General features: G+C 35.3%; 18 protein-coding genes. All 18 read left to right on the top strand.

Features of this window, described 5'->3' with window-relative positions:
- The first annotated feature begins 31 nt into the window (after positions 1–31).
- The 18 genes from trxB to AC3B7A_RS02425 all read left to right on the top strand — a co-directional run bounded on the left by trxB (position 32) and on the right by AC3B7A_RS02425 (position 20217).
- On the top strand, positions 32–961 hold the full coding sequence (trxB, locus tag AC3B7A_RS02510) for a thioredoxin-disulfide reductase (protein ID WP_489756166.1): 930 nt from the start codon (positions 32–34) through the stop codon (positions 959–961).
- A 210-nt stretch (positions 962–1171) separates the two neighbouring features.
- Positions 1172–2893: a phospho-sugar mutase gene (locus AC3B7A_RS02505; RefSeq protein WP_489756165.1), complete on the top strand. Its 1722-nt coding sequence runs from the start codon at positions 1172–1174 to the stop codon at positions 2891–2893.
- Positions 2894–3165: 272 nt separating this feature from the next.
- Positions 3166–3801, top strand: coding sequence for a YfbR-like 5'-deoxynucleotidase (locus tag AC3B7A_RS02500; RefSeq protein ID WP_489756164.1), 636 nt, complete (start codon positions 3166–3168; stop codon positions 3799–3801).
- A 162-nt stretch (positions 3802–3963) separates the two neighbouring features.
- Positions 3964–5976, top strand: a complete 2013-nt coding sequence (uvrB, locus tag AC3B7A_RS02495) for an excinuclease ABC subunit UvrB (RefSeq protein WP_489756163.1) — start codon at positions 3964–3966, stop codon at positions 5974–5976.
- Positions 5976–8825, top strand: coding sequence for an excinuclease ABC subunit UvrA (gene uvrA, locus AC3B7A_RS02490; RefSeq protein WP_489756162.1), 2850 nt, complete (start codon positions 5976–5978; stop codon positions 8823–8825). Before uvrB ends, uvrA begins: the two co-directional genes overlap by 1 nt.
- A 202-nt stretch (positions 8826–9027) precedes the next feature.
- Positions 9028–9924, top strand: a complete 897-nt coding sequence (gene rapZ / locus AC3B7A_RS02485; protein WP_489756161.1) for an RNase adapter RapZ — start codon at positions 9028–9030, stop codon at positions 9922–9924.
- Entirely contained in the window at positions 9921–10949 is a 1029-nt protein-coding gene (locus tag AC3B7A_RS02480) for a gluconeogenesis factor YvcK family protein (protein WP_489756160.1), read from the top strand. The genes rapZ and AC3B7A_RS02480 overlap by 4 nt, the downstream gene beginning before the upstream one ends.
- A gap of 13 nt (positions 10950–10962) precedes the next feature.
- Complete coding sequence (gene whiA, locus AC3B7A_RS02475; RefSeq protein WP_489756159.1) at positions 10963–11913, top strand: DNA-binding protein WhiA; 951 nt, start codon at positions 10963–10965, stop codon at positions 11911–11913.
- A gap of 11 nt (positions 11914–11924) precedes the next feature.
- On the top strand, positions 11925–12608 hold the full coding sequence (locus tag AC3B7A_RS02470) for an SDR family oxidoreductase (RefSeq protein ID WP_489756158.1): 684 nt from the start codon (positions 11925–11927) through the stop codon (positions 12606–12608).
- Between the two features lie 972 nt (positions 12609–13580).
- Positions 13581–14612: a hypothetical protein gene (locus AC3B7A_RS02465; protein WP_489756157.1), complete on the top strand. Its 1032-nt coding sequence runs from the start codon at positions 13581–13583 to the stop codon at positions 14610–14612.
- A gap of 250 nt (positions 14613–14862) precedes the next feature.
- A complete protein-coding gene (locus tag AC3B7A_RS02460) occupies positions 14863–14991 on the top strand; it encodes a bacteriocin (RefSeq protein WP_489756156.1) in 129 nt (42 codons plus the stop codon).
- Between the two features lie 438 nt (positions 14992–15429).
- On the top strand, positions 15430–16311 hold the full coding sequence (locus AC3B7A_RS02455) for a sensor histidine kinase (RefSeq protein ID WP_489756155.1): 882 nt from the start codon (positions 15430–15432) through the stop codon (positions 16309–16311).
- 2 nt (positions 16312–16313) lie between these two features.
- Positions 16314–17057, top strand: coding sequence for a response regulator transcription factor (locus AC3B7A_RS02450; RefSeq protein WP_489756154.1), 744 nt, complete (start codon positions 16314–16316; stop codon positions 17055–17057).
- A 145-nt stretch (positions 17058–17202) separates the two neighbouring features.
- A complete protein-coding gene (locus AC3B7A_RS02445) occupies positions 17203–17556 on the top strand; it encodes a DUF1516 family protein (RefSeq protein WP_489756153.1) in 354 nt (117 codons plus the stop codon).
- A 16-nt stretch (positions 17557–17572) separates the two neighbouring features.
- The gene (locus AC3B7A_RS02440) at positions 17573–18226 is read left to right on the top strand and encodes a CPBP family intramembrane glutamic endopeptidase (RefSeq protein ID WP_489756152.1); all 654 of its coding nucleotides are present in this window, start codon (positions 17573–17575) and stop codon (positions 18224–18226) included.
- A gap of 12 nt (positions 18227–18238) precedes the next feature.
- Positions 18239–18544, top strand: a complete 306-nt coding sequence (locus AC3B7A_RS02435; RefSeq protein WP_489756151.1) for a DUF4176 domain-containing protein — start codon at positions 18239–18241, stop codon at positions 18542–18544.
- 15 nt (positions 18545–18559) lie between these two features.
- Positions 18560–19138 (top strand): 5-formyltetrahydrofolate cyclo-ligase, encoded by a 579-nt coding sequence (locus tag AC3B7A_RS02430; RefSeq protein WP_489756150.1) that lies wholly within the window; start codon positions 18560–18562, stop codon positions 19136–19138.
- Positions 19139–19197: 59 nt separating this feature from the next.
- A complete protein-coding gene (locus AC3B7A_RS02425; protein ID WP_489756149.1) occupies positions 19198–20217 on the top strand; it encodes a hypothetical protein in 1020 nt (339 codons plus the stop codon).
- Positions 20218–20380 lie beyond the last annotated feature (163 nt).

Genomic DNA, 20380 nt, shown 5'->3' with positions numbered 1-20380 from the left:
GTGATTAAACGTAGAAAGTGGGCATGAAAAAATGCAAGAATTTGATGTAATTGTCATTGGCGCTGGTCCGGCGGGGTTGACTGCTGCCCTGTACGCATCGCGAGCTAATTTAAAAGTTTTGATTTTAGATCGGGGCATTTATGGTGGCCAAATGAACAATACTGCTGCGATTGAAAACTATCCTGGTTTTGATTCAATTATGGGGCCAGATTTGAGTGAAAAAATGTATCATTCAACTGTTCAATTTGGAGCGCAGTATCAATACGGGACCGTAACGGCAGTTGAAGATCACCACAATTATAAAATTGTTAAAACGAGTGATGAAAGTTTTAAAACAGGAGCTATTGTAATTGCCACAGGTTCAGAATATAAAAAAATTGGCATTACTGGTGAAGATGAATATTCGGGTAAGGGTGTTTCTTACTGTGCAGTTTGTGATGGCGCTTTCTTTAAAAATGAAGATGTCGTGGTCATTGGTGGTGGTGATTCTGCGGTTGAAGAGGGGATTTATTTAACCCAATTAGCAAAATCGGTAACGATTATTCACCGTCGTGATCAATTACGGGCTCAACAAATTTTACAAAAACGAGCTTTTGCTAACGATAAAATTAAATTTATTTGGGATGCAGCGGTAGAAGAAATTCAAGGTGACCAAACGAAGGTTACCGGTGTCAAGTATCAAGATAAGATTAGCGGTCAAGAACACGTGATTGCTGCCAGTGGAGTTTTCATTTACGTTGGTATTCAGCCTAATACCGCCCAATTTGTTGGCTTAGAGATTACAGATGCCGCGGGGTGGATCACCACTGATGAGCAGATGCAGACTAAGATTCCTGGAATTTTTGCTGTTGGTGACGTACGTAAGAAAAACTTACGTCAAATTACTACTGCCGTTGGTGATGGTGGTTTAGCTGGGCAGAATGTTTTTAATTATTTACAAACCTTAAAAGATCAAGACTAATTCATTTATGAATTAGTCTTTTTTTTAGCTTGATTGTATAATGTAGAAGAGGCTGAGTTGATAAGATGAATACTCGTATTCTATATGGAAATTCATTATTGCGTTTCAAGAGTTAGCAGTTTGAAACTAACCAAATTAAGTTTTCAATGACTTTTGTCTCAGTTTTGTTTATTAACATTAAATTTAGCGCCTAAGGAGTGGAAGTTAACCATGAGTTGGCAGGAAAATTATCAAGTATGGGCTAATTATGAACAATTAGATCCCAATTTAAAACAGCAATTAACCAAGTTAGCAACTGATAGTCAGCAATTACAAGAGGCTTTTTATGCACCGATGGAATTCGGTACTGCAGGGATGCGGGGCTTGATGGGACCAGGAATTAATCGAATGAATATTTATACGGTTCGCCAAGCAGCTGAAGGGTTAGCACTTTTTATGGATACGTTATCCCCACAAGTGAAACAACAAGGAGTTGTTATTAGTTTTGACTCACGATACAACTCGGTTTCATTTGCTCAAGAATCAGCTCGTGTTTTAGGTCAACATCAAATTCCAGTTTTTTTGTTTGATAGTTTGCGACCAACTCCAGAACTATCTTTTGCAGTGCGCCATTTGCAGACCTATGCGGGAATTATGATTACTGCTAGTCATAATCCAGCTCCTTATAACGGTTTTAAAATTTACGGTTCAGATGGCGGTCAAATGCCACCTAAGGAATCAGATTTGATTACGACTTATGTACGCCAAGCCGCTGATTTATTTGCGATTGCGGTGGCTGATTTACATGAATTACGAAAGCAAAACTTATTAACTATGATCGGTGAAGATGTCGATCAAGCTTATTTAAAAGCTATTAAAGCCGTCTCAATTGACCAAAAATTGTTAGCGGACTATTCAAATATGAAATTTGTTTATACCCCATTGCACGGAACCGGTAAAATGTTAGCTGGTCGGGTATTTGCCCAGGCTGGTTTGAATAATATGCAATTAGTAACGGAACAAGCCATTTTAGATCCTGAGTTTGCAACGGTCGAATTTCCTAATCCTGAGTTTGCAGAAACTTTCAATTTGGCGATTCGCGACGGTCAAAAAATTGCTGCTGATGTGTTAATTGCAACTGATCCTGACGCTGATCGTTTAGGAGCAGCTGTTAGACAACCGGATGGCAGTTATCAATTAATGACCGGAAATCAAATTGCTAGTGTGTTATTGGAATATATTTTAAGTACTAAGCAACGCTTGCATCAATTACCAGTTAATGGGGTGGTGGTCAAGTCCATTGTTTCCACGGAATTGGCAACCAAAATTGCTCAAAATTATCATATCGAAATGATTAATGTTTTAACTGGATTTAAATTTATTGCTGAACAAATTCAGAATTTTGAAGAAACTAAATCGCATCAATTTCTATTTGGCTTTGAAGAAAGTTATGGTTATTTAATTCAGCCTTTTGTCCGTGACAAAGATGCAATTCAAGCTAGTTTGTTATTGGCTGAAGTGGCAGCTTTTTATAAGAGTCAAAATTTAACATTATATGATGGTTTACAACAAATTTATCAAAAATATGGTTACTTTAAAGAACAAACCATTTCGAAAACTTTTACGGGAATTGATGGAGCCGCCCGAATGCAACAATTGATGGAAAACTTTCGGCAACAAGTTCCAACTGAAATTAATGGGCAATCAGTAGTCAGTGTCCAAGATTTTCAAAGTGGTTATCAAGCCAATGACGATGGTACTAAAAAGCAATTAGCATTACCTTCAGCTAATGTTTTAAAATTTATTTTAGCTGATGAAACTTGGATTGCAGTGCGCCCGTCAGGTACTGAACCGAAGATCAAAAACTATATTGGCGTGACAGCTGAAACTGATCAAGCAGCAGTTGCTAAATTAGCAGCTTATGCTCAAACTGTTAATCAATGGTATGAATAACCGTCAGGCACCAGCATTGATTAATATAAAAATTGCTTTAAATCTTAAGCCTAATAATTAGCTCTCGTGATTGGGTAGATAGTATGATTAAATTGGATTCTTGAAGTTGAGACAATAAGATTAACGCTTGTCTCCTATGATAAAATGACACAAACATTAATTGATTTTGTGTTTCAGAAAGCAAAAGCTTATTTCTAACTATATTTATAATTTGCTTTATAAACGTTTTTGGTTCCGGCTTCAATTTAGGGCTAGTTGGGGAGGTAATGATAATGGGGTTGCATCAATTCATTCAAGGTTTAAGTGATTTAGAGAATATTCAACGGGCGCCGGGGCATTTCCAATATCAACCGCATAGTGTAGCAGCTCATAGTTTTAAAGTTGCAGAAATTGCACAGATTTTGGGTGATATTGAAGAATTAAATGGACAAACCGTTAACTGGCAGTCGCTTTATGAAAAGGCCCTCAATCATGATTATACCGAACGTTTTATTGGTGATATTCAAACTCCAGTTAAATATGCGACACCTCAATTACGGCAGATGTTAGCACAAGTCGAAGATCATATGACTGAAAACTTTATTCAAAAAGAAATTCCAGCTAAATTTCAAGCGCGCTTTCACCGCCGGTTGGGTGAAGGTAAGGATGAAACTTTAGAAGGTAAAATTTTATCTTTGGCTGATAAAATGGATTTACTTTATGAATCTTTTGGTGAAATTGAAAAAGGTAATCCGGATAATGTTTTTATTGATATTTTTCGTGAAAGTTTGACCACAATTACCCAGTATTTAGATTTAGCTTGTAGTCAATATTTTATTAATAAGATTTTACCCGAGTTATTAAATGAAGATTTTGCGAGTCGTGAACGGTTGCAGCAAATTAGCCACGAAATTTTAGCACAACATTAGCGAAAGTATGTTCGCTATGATATCATGTACGATGATAGCTTGAGTTGGGACAATTAAGTACTCCAAAATTAGAACTTAACAGCTAACAGTATTAGCTTCAGTTCTTATGGCGACTTTAGTTCCAACTTTTTTGAACGATTTAATTTCAAGGGAGGTTACTCAGTGATTGAACGTGTAACTGATAATCAATTTGAATTAGTTTCTAAATATCAACCAGCCGGGGATCAGCAACAAGCCATTGATCAGTTAGTTACTGATTTTCAACGTGGTAATCGCTCACAAGTTTTAAAGGGCGCGACAGGGACCGGTAAAACCTTTACGATGGCCAATGTGATCCAAAAATTAAATAAACCAACCCTAGTTATTTCGCATAATAAAACTTTAGCGGGGCAACTTTATGGTGAATTTAAAGAATTTTTTCCACACAATGCAGTGGAATACTTTGTCAGTTATTACGATTATTATCAGCCTGAAGCCTATGTGCCTTCTAGTGACACTTATATTGAAAAAGACTCCAGTATTAATGACGAAATTGATAAATTACGGCATTCAGCCACATCTTCTTTATTAGAACGCAATGATGTGATTGTTGTCGCCTCGGTTTCTTGCATCTTTGGTTTAGGTGATCCGCATGAATATCAAAGAAGTGTAATTTCTTTACGAGAAGGGCAAGAAATTAGCCGTGATCAATTACTCAAAGATTTGATTAATAACCAATTTGACCGCAATGATATTGACTTTCAACGGGGAAGATTTCGAGTGCGGGGTGATGTTGTCGATATTTTTCCAGCCTCACGTGATGATAATTCGTTACGCGTTGAGTTTTTTGGTGACGAGATTGATCGTATTTTAGAGATGGATCCATTAACTGGTGAGATTATTGGTGAGCGGCCACAAGTTGCTATTTTTCCAGCAACGCATTTTATGACTAATGACGAACAAATGCGGGCCGCTATTGAACGGATTTCTGCGGAATTAGATCAACGGCTCAAAGAACTCAAAGGCGCTGGTAAATTATTAGAAGCACAACGTTTAGAACAACGCACCACTTATGATATCGAAATGATGCGCGAAATGGGTTATACTTCCGGAATCGAAAATTATTCGCGACATATGGAAGGACGTGCAGAAGGTGAACCACCATTTACACTCCTTGATTTCTTTCCGGATGATTTTAATATTATGATTGACGAGTCACACGTTACTATGCCGCAAATTCGCGGGATGTACAATGGTGATCGGGCTCGAAAACAAATGTTAGTGGATTATGGTTTTCGCTTGCCTAGTGCGTTAGATAATCGACCCTTGACCTTATCAGAATTTGAAAAACATGTTCATCAAATTTTATATGTCTCGGCTACTCCAGGACCGTATGAAATGGACCAAACTAATGAAGTGGTTGAACAAGTTATTCGACCAACAGGGTTATTAGATCCAGAAATTGAAGTACGACCCATTATGGGGCAAATTGATGATTTGGTTGGCGAGATTAATCAACGTATTGAAAATAATGAGCGTACTTTAGTGACGACTTTAACTAAAAAAATGGCGGAAGATTTGACGGACTATCTCAAAGATTTAGGCATGAAAGTGGCTTATTTACACAGTGATGTCAAGACTTTAGAGCGGACGCAAATTATTCGGGATTTACGCTTAGGTAAATATGATATTTTAATTGGGATTAATTTACTTCGAGAAGGTATTGACGTACCTGAGGTTTCCTTGGTAGCAATTTTGGATGCGGATAAGGAAGGATTTTTACGTTCTGAACGGCCTTTGATTCAAACAATTGGCCGGGCAGCACGAAATGAACATGGTCATGTGATTATGTACGCTGACGGGATAACTGATTCTATGAAAGTGGCGTTGGATGAGACCAAACGCCGCCGGCAAATTCAAAAGCAGTTTAACGAGGAACATCACATTACTCCGAAAACAATTCAAAAACCTATTCGGGCTGCTATCACTGCGTTAAAAGAAGTTGATAACAGTAGTAGTGAAGAACAAGCAATTAAAGAAGATCAATTTGATTTTGCAAATATGACTAAACAAGATCAAACTGAATTATTAGAACAGTTAACAGTTCAGATGAATCAAGCTGCTAAGAAACTAGATTTTGAACAAGCAGCTAATTTGCGTGATACAATTTTAGATTTGAAAGCAGAGATTAGTTAATGGTAAATGATAATATTGTGATTCATGGTGCTCGTTCACATAATTTAAAAAACATTGATGTGACAATTCCCCGAAATAAACTAGTGGTGATTACTGGTTTATCTGGTTCAGGTAAAAGTTCGCTGGCCTTTGATACACTATATGCGGAAGGACAAAGACGATATGTTCAAAGTCTGTCTTCTTATGCACGCCAATTTTTAGGGCAAATGGATAAGCCGGATGTTGACTCAATTGACGGTTTAAGTCCCGCAATCTCAATTGATCAAAAGACAACCTCTAAAAATCCGCGTTCGACCGTGGGAACGGTAACTGAAATCAATGATTATTTACGACTATTGTGGGCGCGAGTAGGGATGCCAATTTGCCCCAATGATGGGACACCAATTACCAGTCAATCGGTGGAACAAATGGTTGATCGGCTCTTAAAATTGCCCGAGCGCACTAAAATTCAAATTTTAGCCCCAGTTATTCGAGCTAAAAAAGGACAACATAAAAAGGTTTTAGAAAAAATTGCCAAGCAAGGTTATGTTCGAGTCATAATTGATGAACAGCAACATGAAGTTAGTGAAAAAATTGAACTTAACAAAAATCAAAAGCATGATTTAGCCGTTGTGGTGGATCGAATTGTCATTAAAGATGGTATTCGCTCGCGATTATTTGACTCCATTGAGTCCGCTTTACGCTTATCGGATGGGTATATGACTGCAGATATTATTGGTCAAGAACCCTTGATTTTTTCCGAGCATTATGCGTGTCCGTTATGTGGTTTTACTGTAGGTGAATTGGAGCCGCGTTTATTTTCTTTTAATGCTCCATTTGGTGCTTGCCATGAGTGTGACGGTTTAGGTATGAAATTAGAGGTTGATCCCCAATTAGTGGTACCTGATGCTGATTTAACGATTGACGAAGGAGCTATTGTTCCTTGGAATAAAGACCACTCAAAGTACTATCCTCAAGTTTTAGCGCAAGTTTGTGCGCAATTAAAAATTCCAACTGACGTGGCGTTTAATCAATTAACGCAAGAGCAACAAAAACAAATTTTGTCTGGTAATGATCAACAAGAACTGCATCTGCATTTTGATAATGATTTTGGCAGTGTTCGTGATGTGGATACCTTTTTTGAGGGCGTTATTCCCAATATTAAACACCGGTATGAAAAGCCTTCAAGTACTTTTATGCGGGAAATTATGCGCAGGTATATGACCGAATTGCAGTGCCCAGTTTGTCATGGACAACGCTTGAATCCTAAAGCCTTATGTGTTCAAGTTGGCGGTCAAAATATTGCTCAAGCTTCCAATTTAGCGATTAAAGACGGCTTACCGTTTTTTGAAAGTATTGAATTGTCTTCGCAAAATCAAGTGATTGCAAAACCGATCCTAAAAGAAGTAGTTGATCGCTTGACGTTTTTAAAAAATGTCGGCTTAGACTATTTAACTTTATCTCGTTCAGCTGGAACTTTATCAGGCGGTGAAGCTCAGCGGATTCGATTAGCAACGCAAATTGGTTCTAATTTATCTGGTGTTTTATATATTTTAGATGAACCATCGATTGGTTTGCATCAACGTGATAATGAACGCCTAATTAATTCTCTCAAAGAGATGCGTGATTTAGGTAATACTTTGATTGTTGTGGAACATGATGAAGATACTATGCGTCAAGCTGATTATTTAATTGATGTTGGTCCGGGCGCGGGGGCTGCTGGTGGGCAAATTGTGGCTGCCGGTACACCAAAGCAAGTTCAAGCTAATACGCATTCTTTAACTGGACAATATTTAGTGGGCAAAAAGTATATTGCTTTACCAGCTAAACGGCGCACAGGTAGTGGCAAAGAAGTCACGGTTTATGGAGCTGCCGAAAATAACCTTAAGGCAATTGATGTGAAATTTCCGTTAGGAAAATTTATCGCGGTCACGGGAGTGTCTGGCTCGGGTAAATCTTCATTAGTTAATACAATTTTGCAACGAGCTTTGGCACAGAAAATTAATCACAGCTCCAAACGAGCCGGTAAATACCGCAAGATTACGGGTTATCAAAGTATCAAATCATTAATTAATATTGATCAAAGTCCTATTGGGCGGACACCGCGGAGTAATCCAGCGACTTATACTGGAGTTTTTGATGATATTCGCGATCTGTTTGCTAAAACCAATGAAGCAAAAGTTCGTGGTTATACGAAGGGGCGTTTTTCCTTTAATGTTAAAGGTGGTCGCTGTGAGGCCTGCAAAGGCGACGGTATTATTAAAATTGAGATGAATTTTTTACCGGATGTTTATGTTCCGTGTGAAGTTTGCCACGGAACCCGTTATAATTCTGAAACTTTAGAGGTTACCTACAAAGGGCAAAATATTGCAGATATTTTAAAAATGACAGTAACACAGGCGTTAGAGTTTTTTGATCACTTACCTAAAATCAAACGTAAATTACAAACAATTGCCGATGTGGGTCTGGGGTATGTTCAATTAGGTCAGTCAGCAACTACTTTGTCTGGTGGTGAAGCTCAGCGAATGAAACTGGCTTCAGAATTATATAAAAAATCTGAGGGTCATAACTTTTATATTTTGGATGAGCCCACGACAGGTTTACACGTTGATGACGTCAAACGTTTGTTGTCTGTTTTACAACGGTTGGTGGATCAAGGAAATACAGTGTTAGTCATTGAACACAATTTAGACGTTGTTAAATCTGCAGATTGGTTGATTGACTTAGGACCTGATGGTGGAGATTTAGGCGGTCAAGTAGTAGCAACTGGGACACCAGAAACTGTTGCTCAAAATTCGAAATCTTATACTGGTAAATATTTAAAACCAATTTTAGCCAAAACACCACGTGAAAAAAGTTCCGATTCATAATTTTGAAGCTGACAAAAATTGGGACGTGGAATAATTAAAAGTTGAGTAGAACAAAACTAGGGACTTGAGATTGTGCTAAAATCTTAAGTCCTTAGTTGTAGTTAGATATAAAATTCTCTTGAGAAACACCTGGGAGAGTTGTTAATTATTGCTAAAATATTTATAATAGACACTATGGGAAACATCGAGGAGTGATAATTGAGTGGTACAACAAAAAAAATTGACGGATTTAGTAATTATTTCGGGTATGAGTGGTGCCGGTAAAACGGTGGCTATTCAATCTTTTGAAGATATGGGCTATTTTTGTATTGATAATTTACCACCAACTTTATTGGCGAAATTTGTTCAATTAGCTCAAGGAGCTGGGAATATTAATAAAATTGCAGTAGTAATTGATTTACGGTCACAGGTTTTTTATGATCAATTATTGAGCAGTTTAATGGATTTAGAAGATTTGGTGACTATCCAAACTAGAATTTTATTTTTAGATGCCACCGATGAAGAATTAGTAGCTCGTTATAAAGAAACCAGACGTTCACACCCCTTAGCGATGGAAGATCGGTTAATTAATGGCATTAAAAAAGAGCGAAAGTTGTTAAAACCATTACATGAACGATCAGTAATTATTATGGATACTACTAATTTGACTCCACGTCAATTGCGGGCGCAAATTTTTCATCAGTTTTCCCGTCAAGAAGTTGTTCCTTTTCATATTGTTGTTATGTCTTTTGGGTTTAAATATGGTGTGCCCATTGATGCTGATGATATGATGGATGTGCGTTTCTTACCTAATCCATACTATGATCCAATAATGCGTCAACAAACAGGGTTACAAAAAAATGTCGCCGATTATGTTTTCGATCAACCAGCAACACAGCAATTTTATCAACAATATTTAAATTTAATGAAAAATGTTATTCCCCAATATCAACGTGAAGGCAAAACAATGTTAACGATTGCCATTGGTTGTACTGGTGGTCAACATCGCTCAGTTGCAATTGCTCAGCGCTTAGGTGAAGATTTACAAAAATTAGATTATGAAGTTAAAATTGACCATCGGGATATTAATCGGCATAAGGAGTCGGTGAATCGTTCATGAGAGATACGACAAAAACTATTAGAGTTATCAAAGGACGGAAACCAAAAATCACTGTGATTGGTGGTGGGACCGGTTTACCAGTTATTTTGCATAGTCTACGCAACTTAAATGCTGATATTACAGCAGTAGTTACGGTAGCAGATAATGGTGGTTCTTCCGGTGCAATTCGAGATTATATTAATGTGGTGCCACCCGGAGACATTCGTAATGTTTTGGTTTCGTTATCAAATTGGGAACAATTGCCATTAAATATTTTTCAATATCGATTTAATAGTGATGATTCTTTTTTGGCAGGTCATGCAATTGGAAATTTGGTTATTGCCGCTTTGTCTGAAATGTATGAAAATGATATTTTTGATGCGGTTCAACAGTTGGCTCAGATGATGCAAGTTGAAGGGCACGTTTTTCCCGCATCAAATTCACCACTCACTTTGCATGCGGAATTTACTGACGGGACACAATTAGCCGGTGAGCATGAAATTACGTATGCTGGAAAAAATATTAAACGGGTTTGGGTGAGTGATACGAATCACCCAGAAGTACAACCAGCAGCGGTGTTACCAGTTTTAGCAGCAATTATGCAAGCTGATGTGATTGTTTTAGGCCCAGGTAGTTTATTTACCAGTATTTTGCCTAATCTAATGATTAGTAATGTTAAACAAGCCTTACAACAAACCTCAGCAGAAGTAGTTTATATTTGTAATATTATGACCCAGATTGGAGAAACAGTTAATTTTACGGATGCTGATCATGTCCGCATTTTAAATCAACATTTGGGTGGCAATTATATTAATACGGTTTTAGTTAATGGGACGAAGGTTCCAGATAATTACATGGATCATGAAAAGTATAATGAGTATTTAGTTCAAGTGCGGTCTGATTTTGCCGGTTTGAGACAACAAGGTTGTCGGGTCATTACGGATGATTATTTATCCTTACATGACGGTGGAGCTTTTCACGATGGCGATAAAGTTGCACGGGAACTTTTAAATTTAGCTTTTCAAGCAGGAACTCGGAAACAATAAGGTGGTGTTTATCATGGCTTCTTATGCCAGTACGGTTAAAAAAGAGTTAACAAGTTTAGAGGTTCATCCTGAACACGCACGTGCTGAGTTATCAGCCTTGATTCGGATGAATGGTAGTTTATCGTTAATTGATCATCATTTTATTTTAGATGTTCAAACTGAAAATCCAGCGATTGCCCGCCGAATTTATGCGTTAATCAGACAGTTGTATACTGTAGAAGCTGATCTAGTGGTTCAACGGAAAATGAAACTCAAAAAAAATAACCAATACGTGGTTCGCTTGCGTCAGCAAGTACAAGCTATTTTGGCTGATTTACGCATTATTGAGCAGAATGGTTTTCAAATTAGAACTAATATTCCCGAGGATGTTTTAACCTCAACGCAACGCTCCCGCTCTTACTTGCGGGGAGCCTTTTTAGCAGGGGGGAGTGTCAATAATCCAGAGACTTCTAGTTATCATTTAGAAATTTATTCTGTTTATGAAGATCAGAATCAAGGCATTTTGCAATTAATGAATCAGTTTGATTTACATGCACGAGCTACAAAAAGGCGTAGCGGTTATATTGTTTATTTAAAAGAAGCCGAAAAAATTTCTGATTTTTTACGAGTTATTGGTGCAACTTCAGCAATGCTAAAATTTGAAGATATTCGTATTGTGCGTGATATGCGCAACTCTGTTAATCGGTTGGTCAATTGTGAAAATGCGAATATTAATAAAACAATCAAAGCAGCCAGTCAACAGGTTGAAAATATTAAATTTTGGCAGGAACATTTTGGTTTAGAATCTTTACCACCTAAATTACAAGAAATTGCTGAACTACGTTTAGCTAACCCAGAAATGTCATTGACTGAATTAGGGCAATTGATTCCTAGTGGTTCAATTTCTAAATCAGGGATTAATCATCGTTTACGCAAATTAAATGATTTGATCAAAGCTAAAAAACTTGATTCTTTAAAAGCCTAGGGAGGTTTAATATGCGAGTTTTAGTAGTAGGAGCGCACGGCCAAATTGGCCGTATTGTAGTCAAGCAGTTACAACAACTAAAAGAGTTTGAGGTGGTTGCTGGTCTCCGTAGTTCACAGCAAATTAAAGCTTATCAGGCAGAAGGTATCCAAACACAATTTTTGGATTTAACCGGTGAATTACAAGCTTTGGTTCAAGCGATGACAAACATTGAAGCAGTAGTTTTTGCTGCGGGTTCGGGGGGAAAAACCGGTGCTGATCAAACCATGATGATTGATTTAGATGGTGCTGTTAAGGTTATTGAAGCGGCTAAATTAGCACACACTTCCAGATTCATTATGGTAAGTGCCATTCAAGCAGATAATCGTGGTTTATGGTCTTATCACAGACAAGTTTTAAGTACTGGCAATTATTATTATGCTGCCAAGTATTATGCAGATCAGTGGTTGTGCCATAGTAATTTAGATTACACAATTATTCGGCCAGCAGCTTTGACTAATGAGCCTGGTCAAAATAAAATTTTATTGGCTCCTCGTCTGAGTCTGACTGTTGAGAATCAGGGACGCTCAATTGCCCGTGAAGATGTCGCAGCGACAATTGTTGCGTGTTTAAAGAATCCGATTACGATTAAACAGTCTTTTGATATCAGTAGTGGACCAATTGCTATTGAAAAGGCAATTACAGAATTTGTATAAGTTAGTTAAGATGTAGGAATAGTTGAATCATTTTGTTTTCAAAAATAACTAGTCCGATTGGAATTTTACTTTTTCTTATTAAGGTAGAAAAAGTACTGACAAAGCAATTATGAATAATCAAATTCACTATTTTTATTTCTATTGTATTAAATAGTGATGAATGTTTTACTAAAACCAAGCATTGGTAAAGCAAAAAAGTCTCAGAAATAAAAGTTGGTCAAACTTATAAAATAAAATGATTGGACGAAAAACATTTCGTTGCTGCTAAAACTCTAATACCTAATACTATAAAACGAATTTTGATCCCACGTACTTCGATTGAACTGAACTTTTTAGAGTAGGAAAATTAATACGGAGAAAAGAAAGGTATGTTTATAGTATAAAAAAAACTGAGAGCAGGCTCTTGAGCTCTGAAAAAGAAATAAAAAACGTTAATTATGAACTGACTAATTCTAAAAAAATATTCTTAATTTTGCTAATATTTTTCTTTCCAGATATCATCAAATTCCTAATGAAAAATTGGTAATTGAGTATTAAGATTGCAGGAGTTAACATGTATTCGATGAAAATATTAGTTTGAGTGATTATCAGAAATTTATTATAAAGTGAAGCGATCTCTATCAAAAGTGTTTTCAAACTCTTCCGACAAGTTTTGGAACACTTTTTTTATTATTTGCAGAAGAAGTATTATAGTAATGACGCTAATTCATCAAAAATTTGTTTATTACCTTAAACTAATAGAATTGGAGCAACTGGATGGCGTTGTTTTAATGAAGATATTCCTACTAAAGCCGGCAAATATTTGATTTTATAAATTGATTTTGAAATATTTTGTTAGGATTAGACACTAATATCAAATTATGTGAATAAAGTTCCATAATTTGTTACAAAAAAAACTTTCTATGTTATTATTAATATGAACTAATATATATGGATAACTATATATTAATTATGGAAAATGGAGGGATAATTTTGAAGAAGGAAAATTTAATTCGATTAATTCAGACAGAAATCAGCAATTTAAATCAAAATATTAATGAAGACAATTTATCAAGTATTATTATTCGCATGCAACAGCAAATAGATATTTTAACTGCTATTGATAAAGCAAGTTTTTTAGACACTAATTGGATGAGTGTTTCCAATAGCAATCATATTACTCCCTTTTATGGCAGTAATAGTTCGGTGACTAATAAAGCTGAAGATGATATTTTAGTTGTGGGATATTTTAAACAAATGGCTCGTGGTGGCATCATTGATAATGAAAGACCAATTGAGGTTCCCGAAAAAATTATTCAACAATTGGATTTAAAACCTGGTGATTATGTTCAGGCAACTTTGACTGATTCTGATAGTTTAACAGAGGGCAAATATAGTTTTAAAGTTTTAGCTCGAAATACTGAATTATACGAACCAACTCGCCATATTGAATCACAAGTTGTTGTTCAACAAAAGCCAGGATCTGCTCAGCTTTATATTAGTTTTAATAATGATAATGGTACTGAAAACTTAGTAATGCTCAGTAATTATGATGTCGAGCGTTTTCAATTAGTAGCTGGCGATATGATTGACTATTCTTATCAAAACGATGACTCAGCACAGGGGAGAGTTCTTAAAAAATATCCAAATAACAATACTCAACAAACAACAACTGAAGCTCATTCTACTGGAACTAAGCGTAAACGTCGGAAATTTAAGCCACTTTTTAAGGGATTGAAGATCTTGATTATTGGTAATACGGATCCAGAAGTGAAAGAGACTGTAACATTGCGGGCAGGTGACTGTCGTGTATTAAAGGGAAATGAATCGCGGCAAGCTATTTCTGAACAAATTCAAGATGCTGACTTGGTAGTTGTCTTTAATCAAAAATTAGAGACCAGCACGGTTCGGTTTGTTCGGGCCAATTGTAAAAAGTATTCTAAAATTGCCACGTACACAAAAGATTTGAGTGGTACACCTTTAGCTACTAGAATTTCACTAATGAAAAAAGAATTAAATAGTTAATCCAAATAAATTTCTGTTATTATAATAATTAGGTCAGCCTTGAGATTTAAAAATCACATTAAGTCATTTAAAATTTTAAAAAATGTTCAAAAATTAAGATTACCGTTTTTATATTAATTATACGCTAATGGTTTGATTAGAATGAAATTAAACGTAAATTGGCTAATCAGTGAAATTACAACGTTGCTAAAATGATAATGACTATTCGGCTGCTTTGGTTATAATATTTAATCATAGGAGGTATTATATTATGTTGAAGAATTTATCAGAAAAAGAATTACAAAAAGTTAATGGTGGTGCTAAGGCTTCCATATTTGGAATTGGTACAATTCCAGATGAAAAGCCGTCTACATGGTTCTGGCATTTAATTCATGGGTAATTCATGTTAGTTATTCATTTATGGACTGATACTTTTAATAATTCATTGATAATTTATGTTATTTTGAATTTTATTCATTACTTTCATAAATCATATGATTATCACTTTATTTTTACTGATCTTTTATCTTCCTTTTTTTGGGGATTAGTTGGTAGTGAAATTGGGAATATTTATTTTGCTCTGTGGTTATTTTCCTCTTTGATGCTAACTGTATTGAAAGATCAGTCTTTAGATGAACTTTATTATGATGGATTGATAAAAATAGCTAGTACTATCTTGGCTATTTTTATCAATATTATTTCCTTTATTGTTTTAAAGAATTTCAAAATTCAATTCAATAGTAATAGTACACTTATCTTTTATGGTTCTTTACTAATTATATTTTTAGTGTTTCTTGTATTGGTATTGGATTATTGTGGTAATTATAGGTTGAATTCGTTGTTTAAAGAAATTAACAATTATGGTGTATCTAAGTACATGTTTTTCTTTGTACTATTGCTATTCATGATTGTGGAAGTAATCTTAGTTGTAACTGAAAGAATTAAATCGACTTATACAGCTTTATCTTTAATTCTGTTACTATTTGTTGTTTTTGCAACTTGGACCATTGTTTATGCTTGGCTGTTTTTTCAGGCTTATTTGGCTCGACAACAAGCCGAACAAAAAGTAAAAGAAGATCGCCAATTACGTAAAGATTTGGCAAGTATTGAGCAACAATATTCTGAATTGCGAAAGTTTAAGCATGATTATCAAAATATGTTGTTAGGTTTAGAAGGCTTTGTTAAAAAAGATGATAATCAGCAGTTATCGGCTTATTATCATGAGTTACTACAACAGCGGCCGATTAAACAAGATTTAAAAAAGATGACCATTGCTAATATTGATTATCTAAAAAATGATCCAATTCGTGGTTTGCTTATTCAAAAATTTTTAGCAGCGAAAAAAGCTGGCATACAGTTGCAATTAGAATTAACGAAGTCAATTGAATTGCGCAATGTTAATGTTTTGACGGTTGTCAGAGTGTTGGGAATTTTATTAGATAATGCAATTGAACAGGTTCAAAACGAAGAATCAAAGGTTGTTGTTTGTGCGTTTATTCCATCTGATCATCAAGTTGAAGTTGTGATTGATAATCAAGCAACTAACGTTACTAATGTTCATCAATTATTTGAATCAGGCTATACAACTAAATCTGATCATCAAGGCTTGGGACTTGCTAATGTGCGGCAGTTGATCAGAGATGATGATCATCTTTGGTTAGATACCCAGTTAGATAAGGATCATCTATGTGTTACATTGATAATTACAGAGGAGGGGTAGCGATGCTCCCAGTATATTTGCTTGAAGATAATACTGAACAGCAAATTCAATATGCCGATATTATTCGAAGTGCGATTAGTACTAACAATTGGGACATGAAGCTAATTTGTCAAACATTGTCACCTTTAGAACTGTTATCAGTGGCTCAGGAATATGAAAGTAATTATGGTTTATTTTTCCTAGATATGGAAATTCATAACAATGCGCATGCAGGGTTACAATTAGCTGTTGAAATTCGGCGTTTGTTGCCTAATGCGAAAATTGTTTTCATTTCTGTTCACGATGAATTGGCATTCATGACTATTGAAAAGCGTGTTTCACCGTTAGATTTTATTGATAAAGATCATGGTTTGGACAATGTTGAACTTAAAATGTGTGAAGATTTGAATTTGACAATGTCTGCTTATCAAATGGTTGAAGAACCGCAACAACGAATGTTTTCTTATCGAATTGGAACGCGTTATTTTACGGTTCCATTAGATCAAGTATTGTATTTAACTACTTCAGAAGTAGCTGCTGGACATGTATTATTGCATACCAAAACGCGGGAAACCGAATTTTTAGGTAGTTTAAACGAATTAGAACATCGTTATCAAAACCTGTTTCGGAGTGATAAAAGTTATTTGGTGAATCTGCAACAACCTTGTAAGTATGATAACAAAACGAAAAAGTTGAAATTTCAAGATGGGAGTAGTGCCTATGTTTCTATGCGGCGCTCTCATGAATTGATGAAATATTTTCGTTAAAAGTTATTAAATATTCTTCAAGTTAACAAATCTTAACTGTAACCTGGATCCTCAGTAACTCATGTTAGTTACTGGGGATTTTGTTTGCTTAATTGAAGTTGTCGATTACAATAATAATGAGTAATTGGAGAAGGAGTTGAAGCTTATGTTGTGGTCTTGGATGCATTTAATTGCCGGAATAATTTTAATTGTTGCTTTAATTGGAGGGTTACATAAAGGGGCTCGTCAAACTAAAACTTGGGCAATGATTGCGCGGGTTTGTTATTTAATTTTATTAGTCAGTGGCATTGTCATGTTGCCTTATTCTTGGCATGAACGACCGTTCTTAACGGTTGTTAAAGTACTTGTTGCGTTAGGCTTAATTGGAATAATTGAAGTTGCCTTTGTCAAAAAGATGCAACGTAAACTTACTATGAGTTGGGTATTATTAACAATGCTGGTTATTTTAATAGTCATTGGTCTTGGCTTTTTTATGACTGGCGGTTTTCCATTATTTTAAGAATGAGGTTTGACATTTGAATTTAACCAAAGTTAATCAATTTTTATTACATTTAGCTATTTTAGTGGGCTATTTATTGCTGTATTCTGTAGCACAAATTCCAGTGATTGTTCCCCTGGAACTGCATCACGTTTCCCTTAGTTTGCTGCTGTTATTAGCTGTCATTTTATCACTATTAATGGGAGCTGTGATTTGGCGGTTGTGGCGTAGCTATCAAAAACAATCACCGCTAAGAACTCATTGGCCAGCACTCAAGTATCGTTGGCTAACTTTTGGCATTTTATTTGTTTTATTATTAATAATTGGCTTTACTAGTGATCTTTTTCCGACTTCGGATAACCAACATGATTTAGAAGTTTTAATGAAAAAGTCACCGTTTTTGATGGACTTGTTTACGATTATTTTTGGTCCAATTATTGAAGAGTTTATTTTCCGCGGATTATTTTTTAAATATTTTTTTCCAAATTTAAAAAATAATTTGCAAACAATAGTAGCGATTATGATTTCTGGAGCGGTTTTTGGCTTTATGCACGTACCAGCCCTGAAGTTGGAAGTCATTCCTTATATTTTAATGGGGATGTTATTTGCAACTACCTATGTTTTATATCAAGGAGATCTTCGCTATAATATTGCATTACATGTGCTTAATAATTTAATAGCATCTTTTTAGGAGGAAGTTCGTATGCAGATTTTACCAATTGGTTCGGTTGTAACTTTAAAAAAAGAAGCACAGACGCCTTTAATGATCGTGAATCGGGCAGCATTGTTTGAGGAAACAAAAGGAAAAATTGGTTACTTTGATTATTCTGGTGTTTTGTATCCTAATGGCGTCGATGGCACTGAGCAGTTTTGTTATTTTAACCAAAGTGATATTGGACAAGTTTTGTTTGAAGGATATTGTAATGATGAAGAACAAGCCTTTGCTGAACAATATGAACAATTAATTATCCAAAGTGGTTATCCACAACTAAAATCAAATTTAAGTTAAGTCAGGAGTTTATTTATGACCAGCAACCAGAACAAAGGTGTCTTACGACAGCAGATCTTACAGCAACGTCAGCAGTTATCGGCTAATTATCGCAAGGTTGCAACTGCCAAGATAATGAAGTTACTATTTTCTTTGCCAGATTTTAAAACTAGTCAAATGATTTTTACTTATTGGGCTTTAGAAGCGGAGTTAGCTACTCAACCATTGATTCAACAAGCTTGGCAACAGCAAAAACAAGTAGCATTACCACGGATCTATCCACAGCATCAAATGCAAGCACACTTAATAACTGAGCAGACCAAATTGGAAAAAAGTCCACTACGAGTTTTTGAACCACCGATTGCAACACCGATTGTTCAACCACAAGATATTGATTTTGTGATCGTGCCCTGTTTGTCCTGTACTTTACGGGGACAGCGTTTAGGCTATGGTGGTGGTTATTATGATCGTTATTTACAGAAAGAAAAATTAAAAGCAACAACTGTAAGTTTGTGTTTTGCTAAATTACAGCGGAACTCGTTGCCAGAAAATAAATTTGACCAAACAGTTGATTTAGTAATTACAGAACAAGGAATTGTTAGTTGTCAAAAGTAAGATTAGTTAATGCTGGATGTGTTTAAGAGTATATTAATTTACTTAGAAGGGCAGCAAGTATGAAAATTGCAGAATTAAATGAAACTATTCAACAGTATAGTAAACCTCAATTACAAAAGTTACTGAAAGAGGTTTATAAAAGTATTCCCAAAAAATTACGAGATGAAAAGCAAATTGATATGCTGATTCAAGACTTAGACGGAACTTTAGCTAGTCGTAAACTTCAGAAAAAACAACAAAACAGCATTATGGATTTTTCTACTTTCCAAAAGGAAATTGAGCAATTTGTTTCTGATGCCGAAAGTGGTTATTATTTGATTCCTAATCGTAATGTTTCTAAAAAACAACGTTCTAAATGGCGTTTTATGGTTAAGCGCTACGTCAAACTATTGCAAACAGTTTCAGTCAATTCGCCGTATGGTAATGCGGCGACGCAGATGCTTTCAATATTATATGAATTGATGTGTAGAGCAGCTGAACAATATATCTTTAACACTGAAGATCCTTTCGTTTCTATTGGAATGAAACAGAATGAATTTTTTGAGATAATTATCGTTCGAACTTTTAGTGAAGCAATTGATAAAGCTAAGATTACACAAATGATTCAACTAATTCTTAAAAGTCAAAATAGCTGGAATTTGACAAATGATGAGCTGTTTCAATTGCTACTGGCTCATTTAAAAACGGTCGATATGAAACAAGTGGCCCTTCAAATAAGCATGGCGTTGCAAAAAGAAAATTTACAACGCAAAACAAAAATCAACCCCAAGAAACCGAATAATTTCAATAATGAAATTTTGAAAATTGATTCACAAAATAGAAATTTAGCTAATTTTATATTTTTGATTTATTTAGAACTGAGTGAATATGAGCAGGCTATTGCGTATGGTAAAAATTTCTTTCTAAAATTAGATAATAACAATTATCCTGGTTTACTTGAACTATTGGGAGGTTATGGTTTCTACAGAGAATGGATTACTATGTTTGAATATGCGGTTCAAGCAGGCTTTGAGCTTCCATGGGTTTATAAAAGAGAGTATGAATTACTGTTACAGGATATTGATTCCATTGATGATTGACAGATTTTGAACTTTAATAAATTAAGTGGTGATACAAAGTTCTAATGTTAATTAAACTTAGAGATTAATCCTTGGTGCAAGTAGGTTATGATTTGATCATCTGTTTAACTATAAAAAAACACGGCAAATTAATGTCGTGTTTTTTATAGTTTTAAAATTTAAT

The sequence above is a fragment of the Bombilactobacillus sp. ESL1202 genome (assembly GCF_058107125.1).
This window is presented reverse-complemented; position numbering and strand designations above follow the sequence as displayed.

Bases quoted from the DNA above. Each gene is read 5' to 3' on its own strand.
- whiA (WP_489756159.1), top strand. From the start codon at position 10,963: ATGGCTTCTTATGCCAGTACGGTTAAAAAAGAGTTAACAAGTTTAGAG.
- AC3B7A_RS02505 (WP_489756165.1), top strand. From the start codon at position 1,172: ATGAGTTGGCAGGAAAATTATCAAGTATGGGCTAATTATGAACAATTA.
- AC3B7A_RS02460 (WP_489756156.1), top strand. From the start codon at position 14,863: ATGTTGAAGAATTTATCAGAAAAAGAATTACAAAAAGTTAATGGTGGT.
- AC3B7A_RS02430 (WP_489756150.1), top strand. From the start codon at position 18,560: ATGACCAGCAACCAGAACAAAGGTGTCTTACGACAGCAGATCTTACAG.
- AC3B7A_RS02480 (WP_489756160.1), top strand. From the start codon at position 9,921: ATGAGAGATACGACAAAAACTATTAGAGTTATCAAAGGACGGAAACCA.
- AC3B7A_RS02500 (WP_489756164.1), top strand. From the start codon at position 3,166: ATGGGGTTGCATCAATTCATTCAAGGTTTAAGTGATTTAGAGAATATT.
- AC3B7A_RS02445 (WP_489756153.1), top strand. From the start codon at position 17,203: ATGTTGTGGTCTTGGATGCATTTAATTGCCGGAATAATTTTAATTGTT.
- AC3B7A_RS02450 (WP_489756154.1), top strand. From the start codon at position 16,314: ATGCTCCCAGTATATTTGCTTGAAGATAATACTGAACAGCAAATTCAA.
- AC3B7A_RS02470 (WP_489756158.1), top strand. From the start codon at position 11,925: ATGCGAGTTTTAGTAGTAGGAGCGCACGGCCAAATTGGCCGTATTGTA.
- AC3B7A_RS02425 (WP_489756149.1), top strand. From the start codon at position 19,198: ATGAAAATTGCAGAATTAAATGAAACTATTCAACAGTATAGTAAACCT.
- AC3B7A_RS02435 (WP_489756151.1), top strand. From the start codon at position 18,239: ATGCAGATTTTACCAATTGGTTCGGTTGTAACTTTAAAAAAAGAAGCA.
- trxB (WP_489756166.1), top strand. From the start codon at position 32: ATGCAAGAATTTGATGTAATTGTCATTGGCGCTGGTCCGGCGGGGTTG.
- uvrA (WP_489756162.1), top strand. From the start codon at position 5,976: ATGGTAAATGATAATATTGTGATTCATGGTGCTCGTTCACATAATTTA.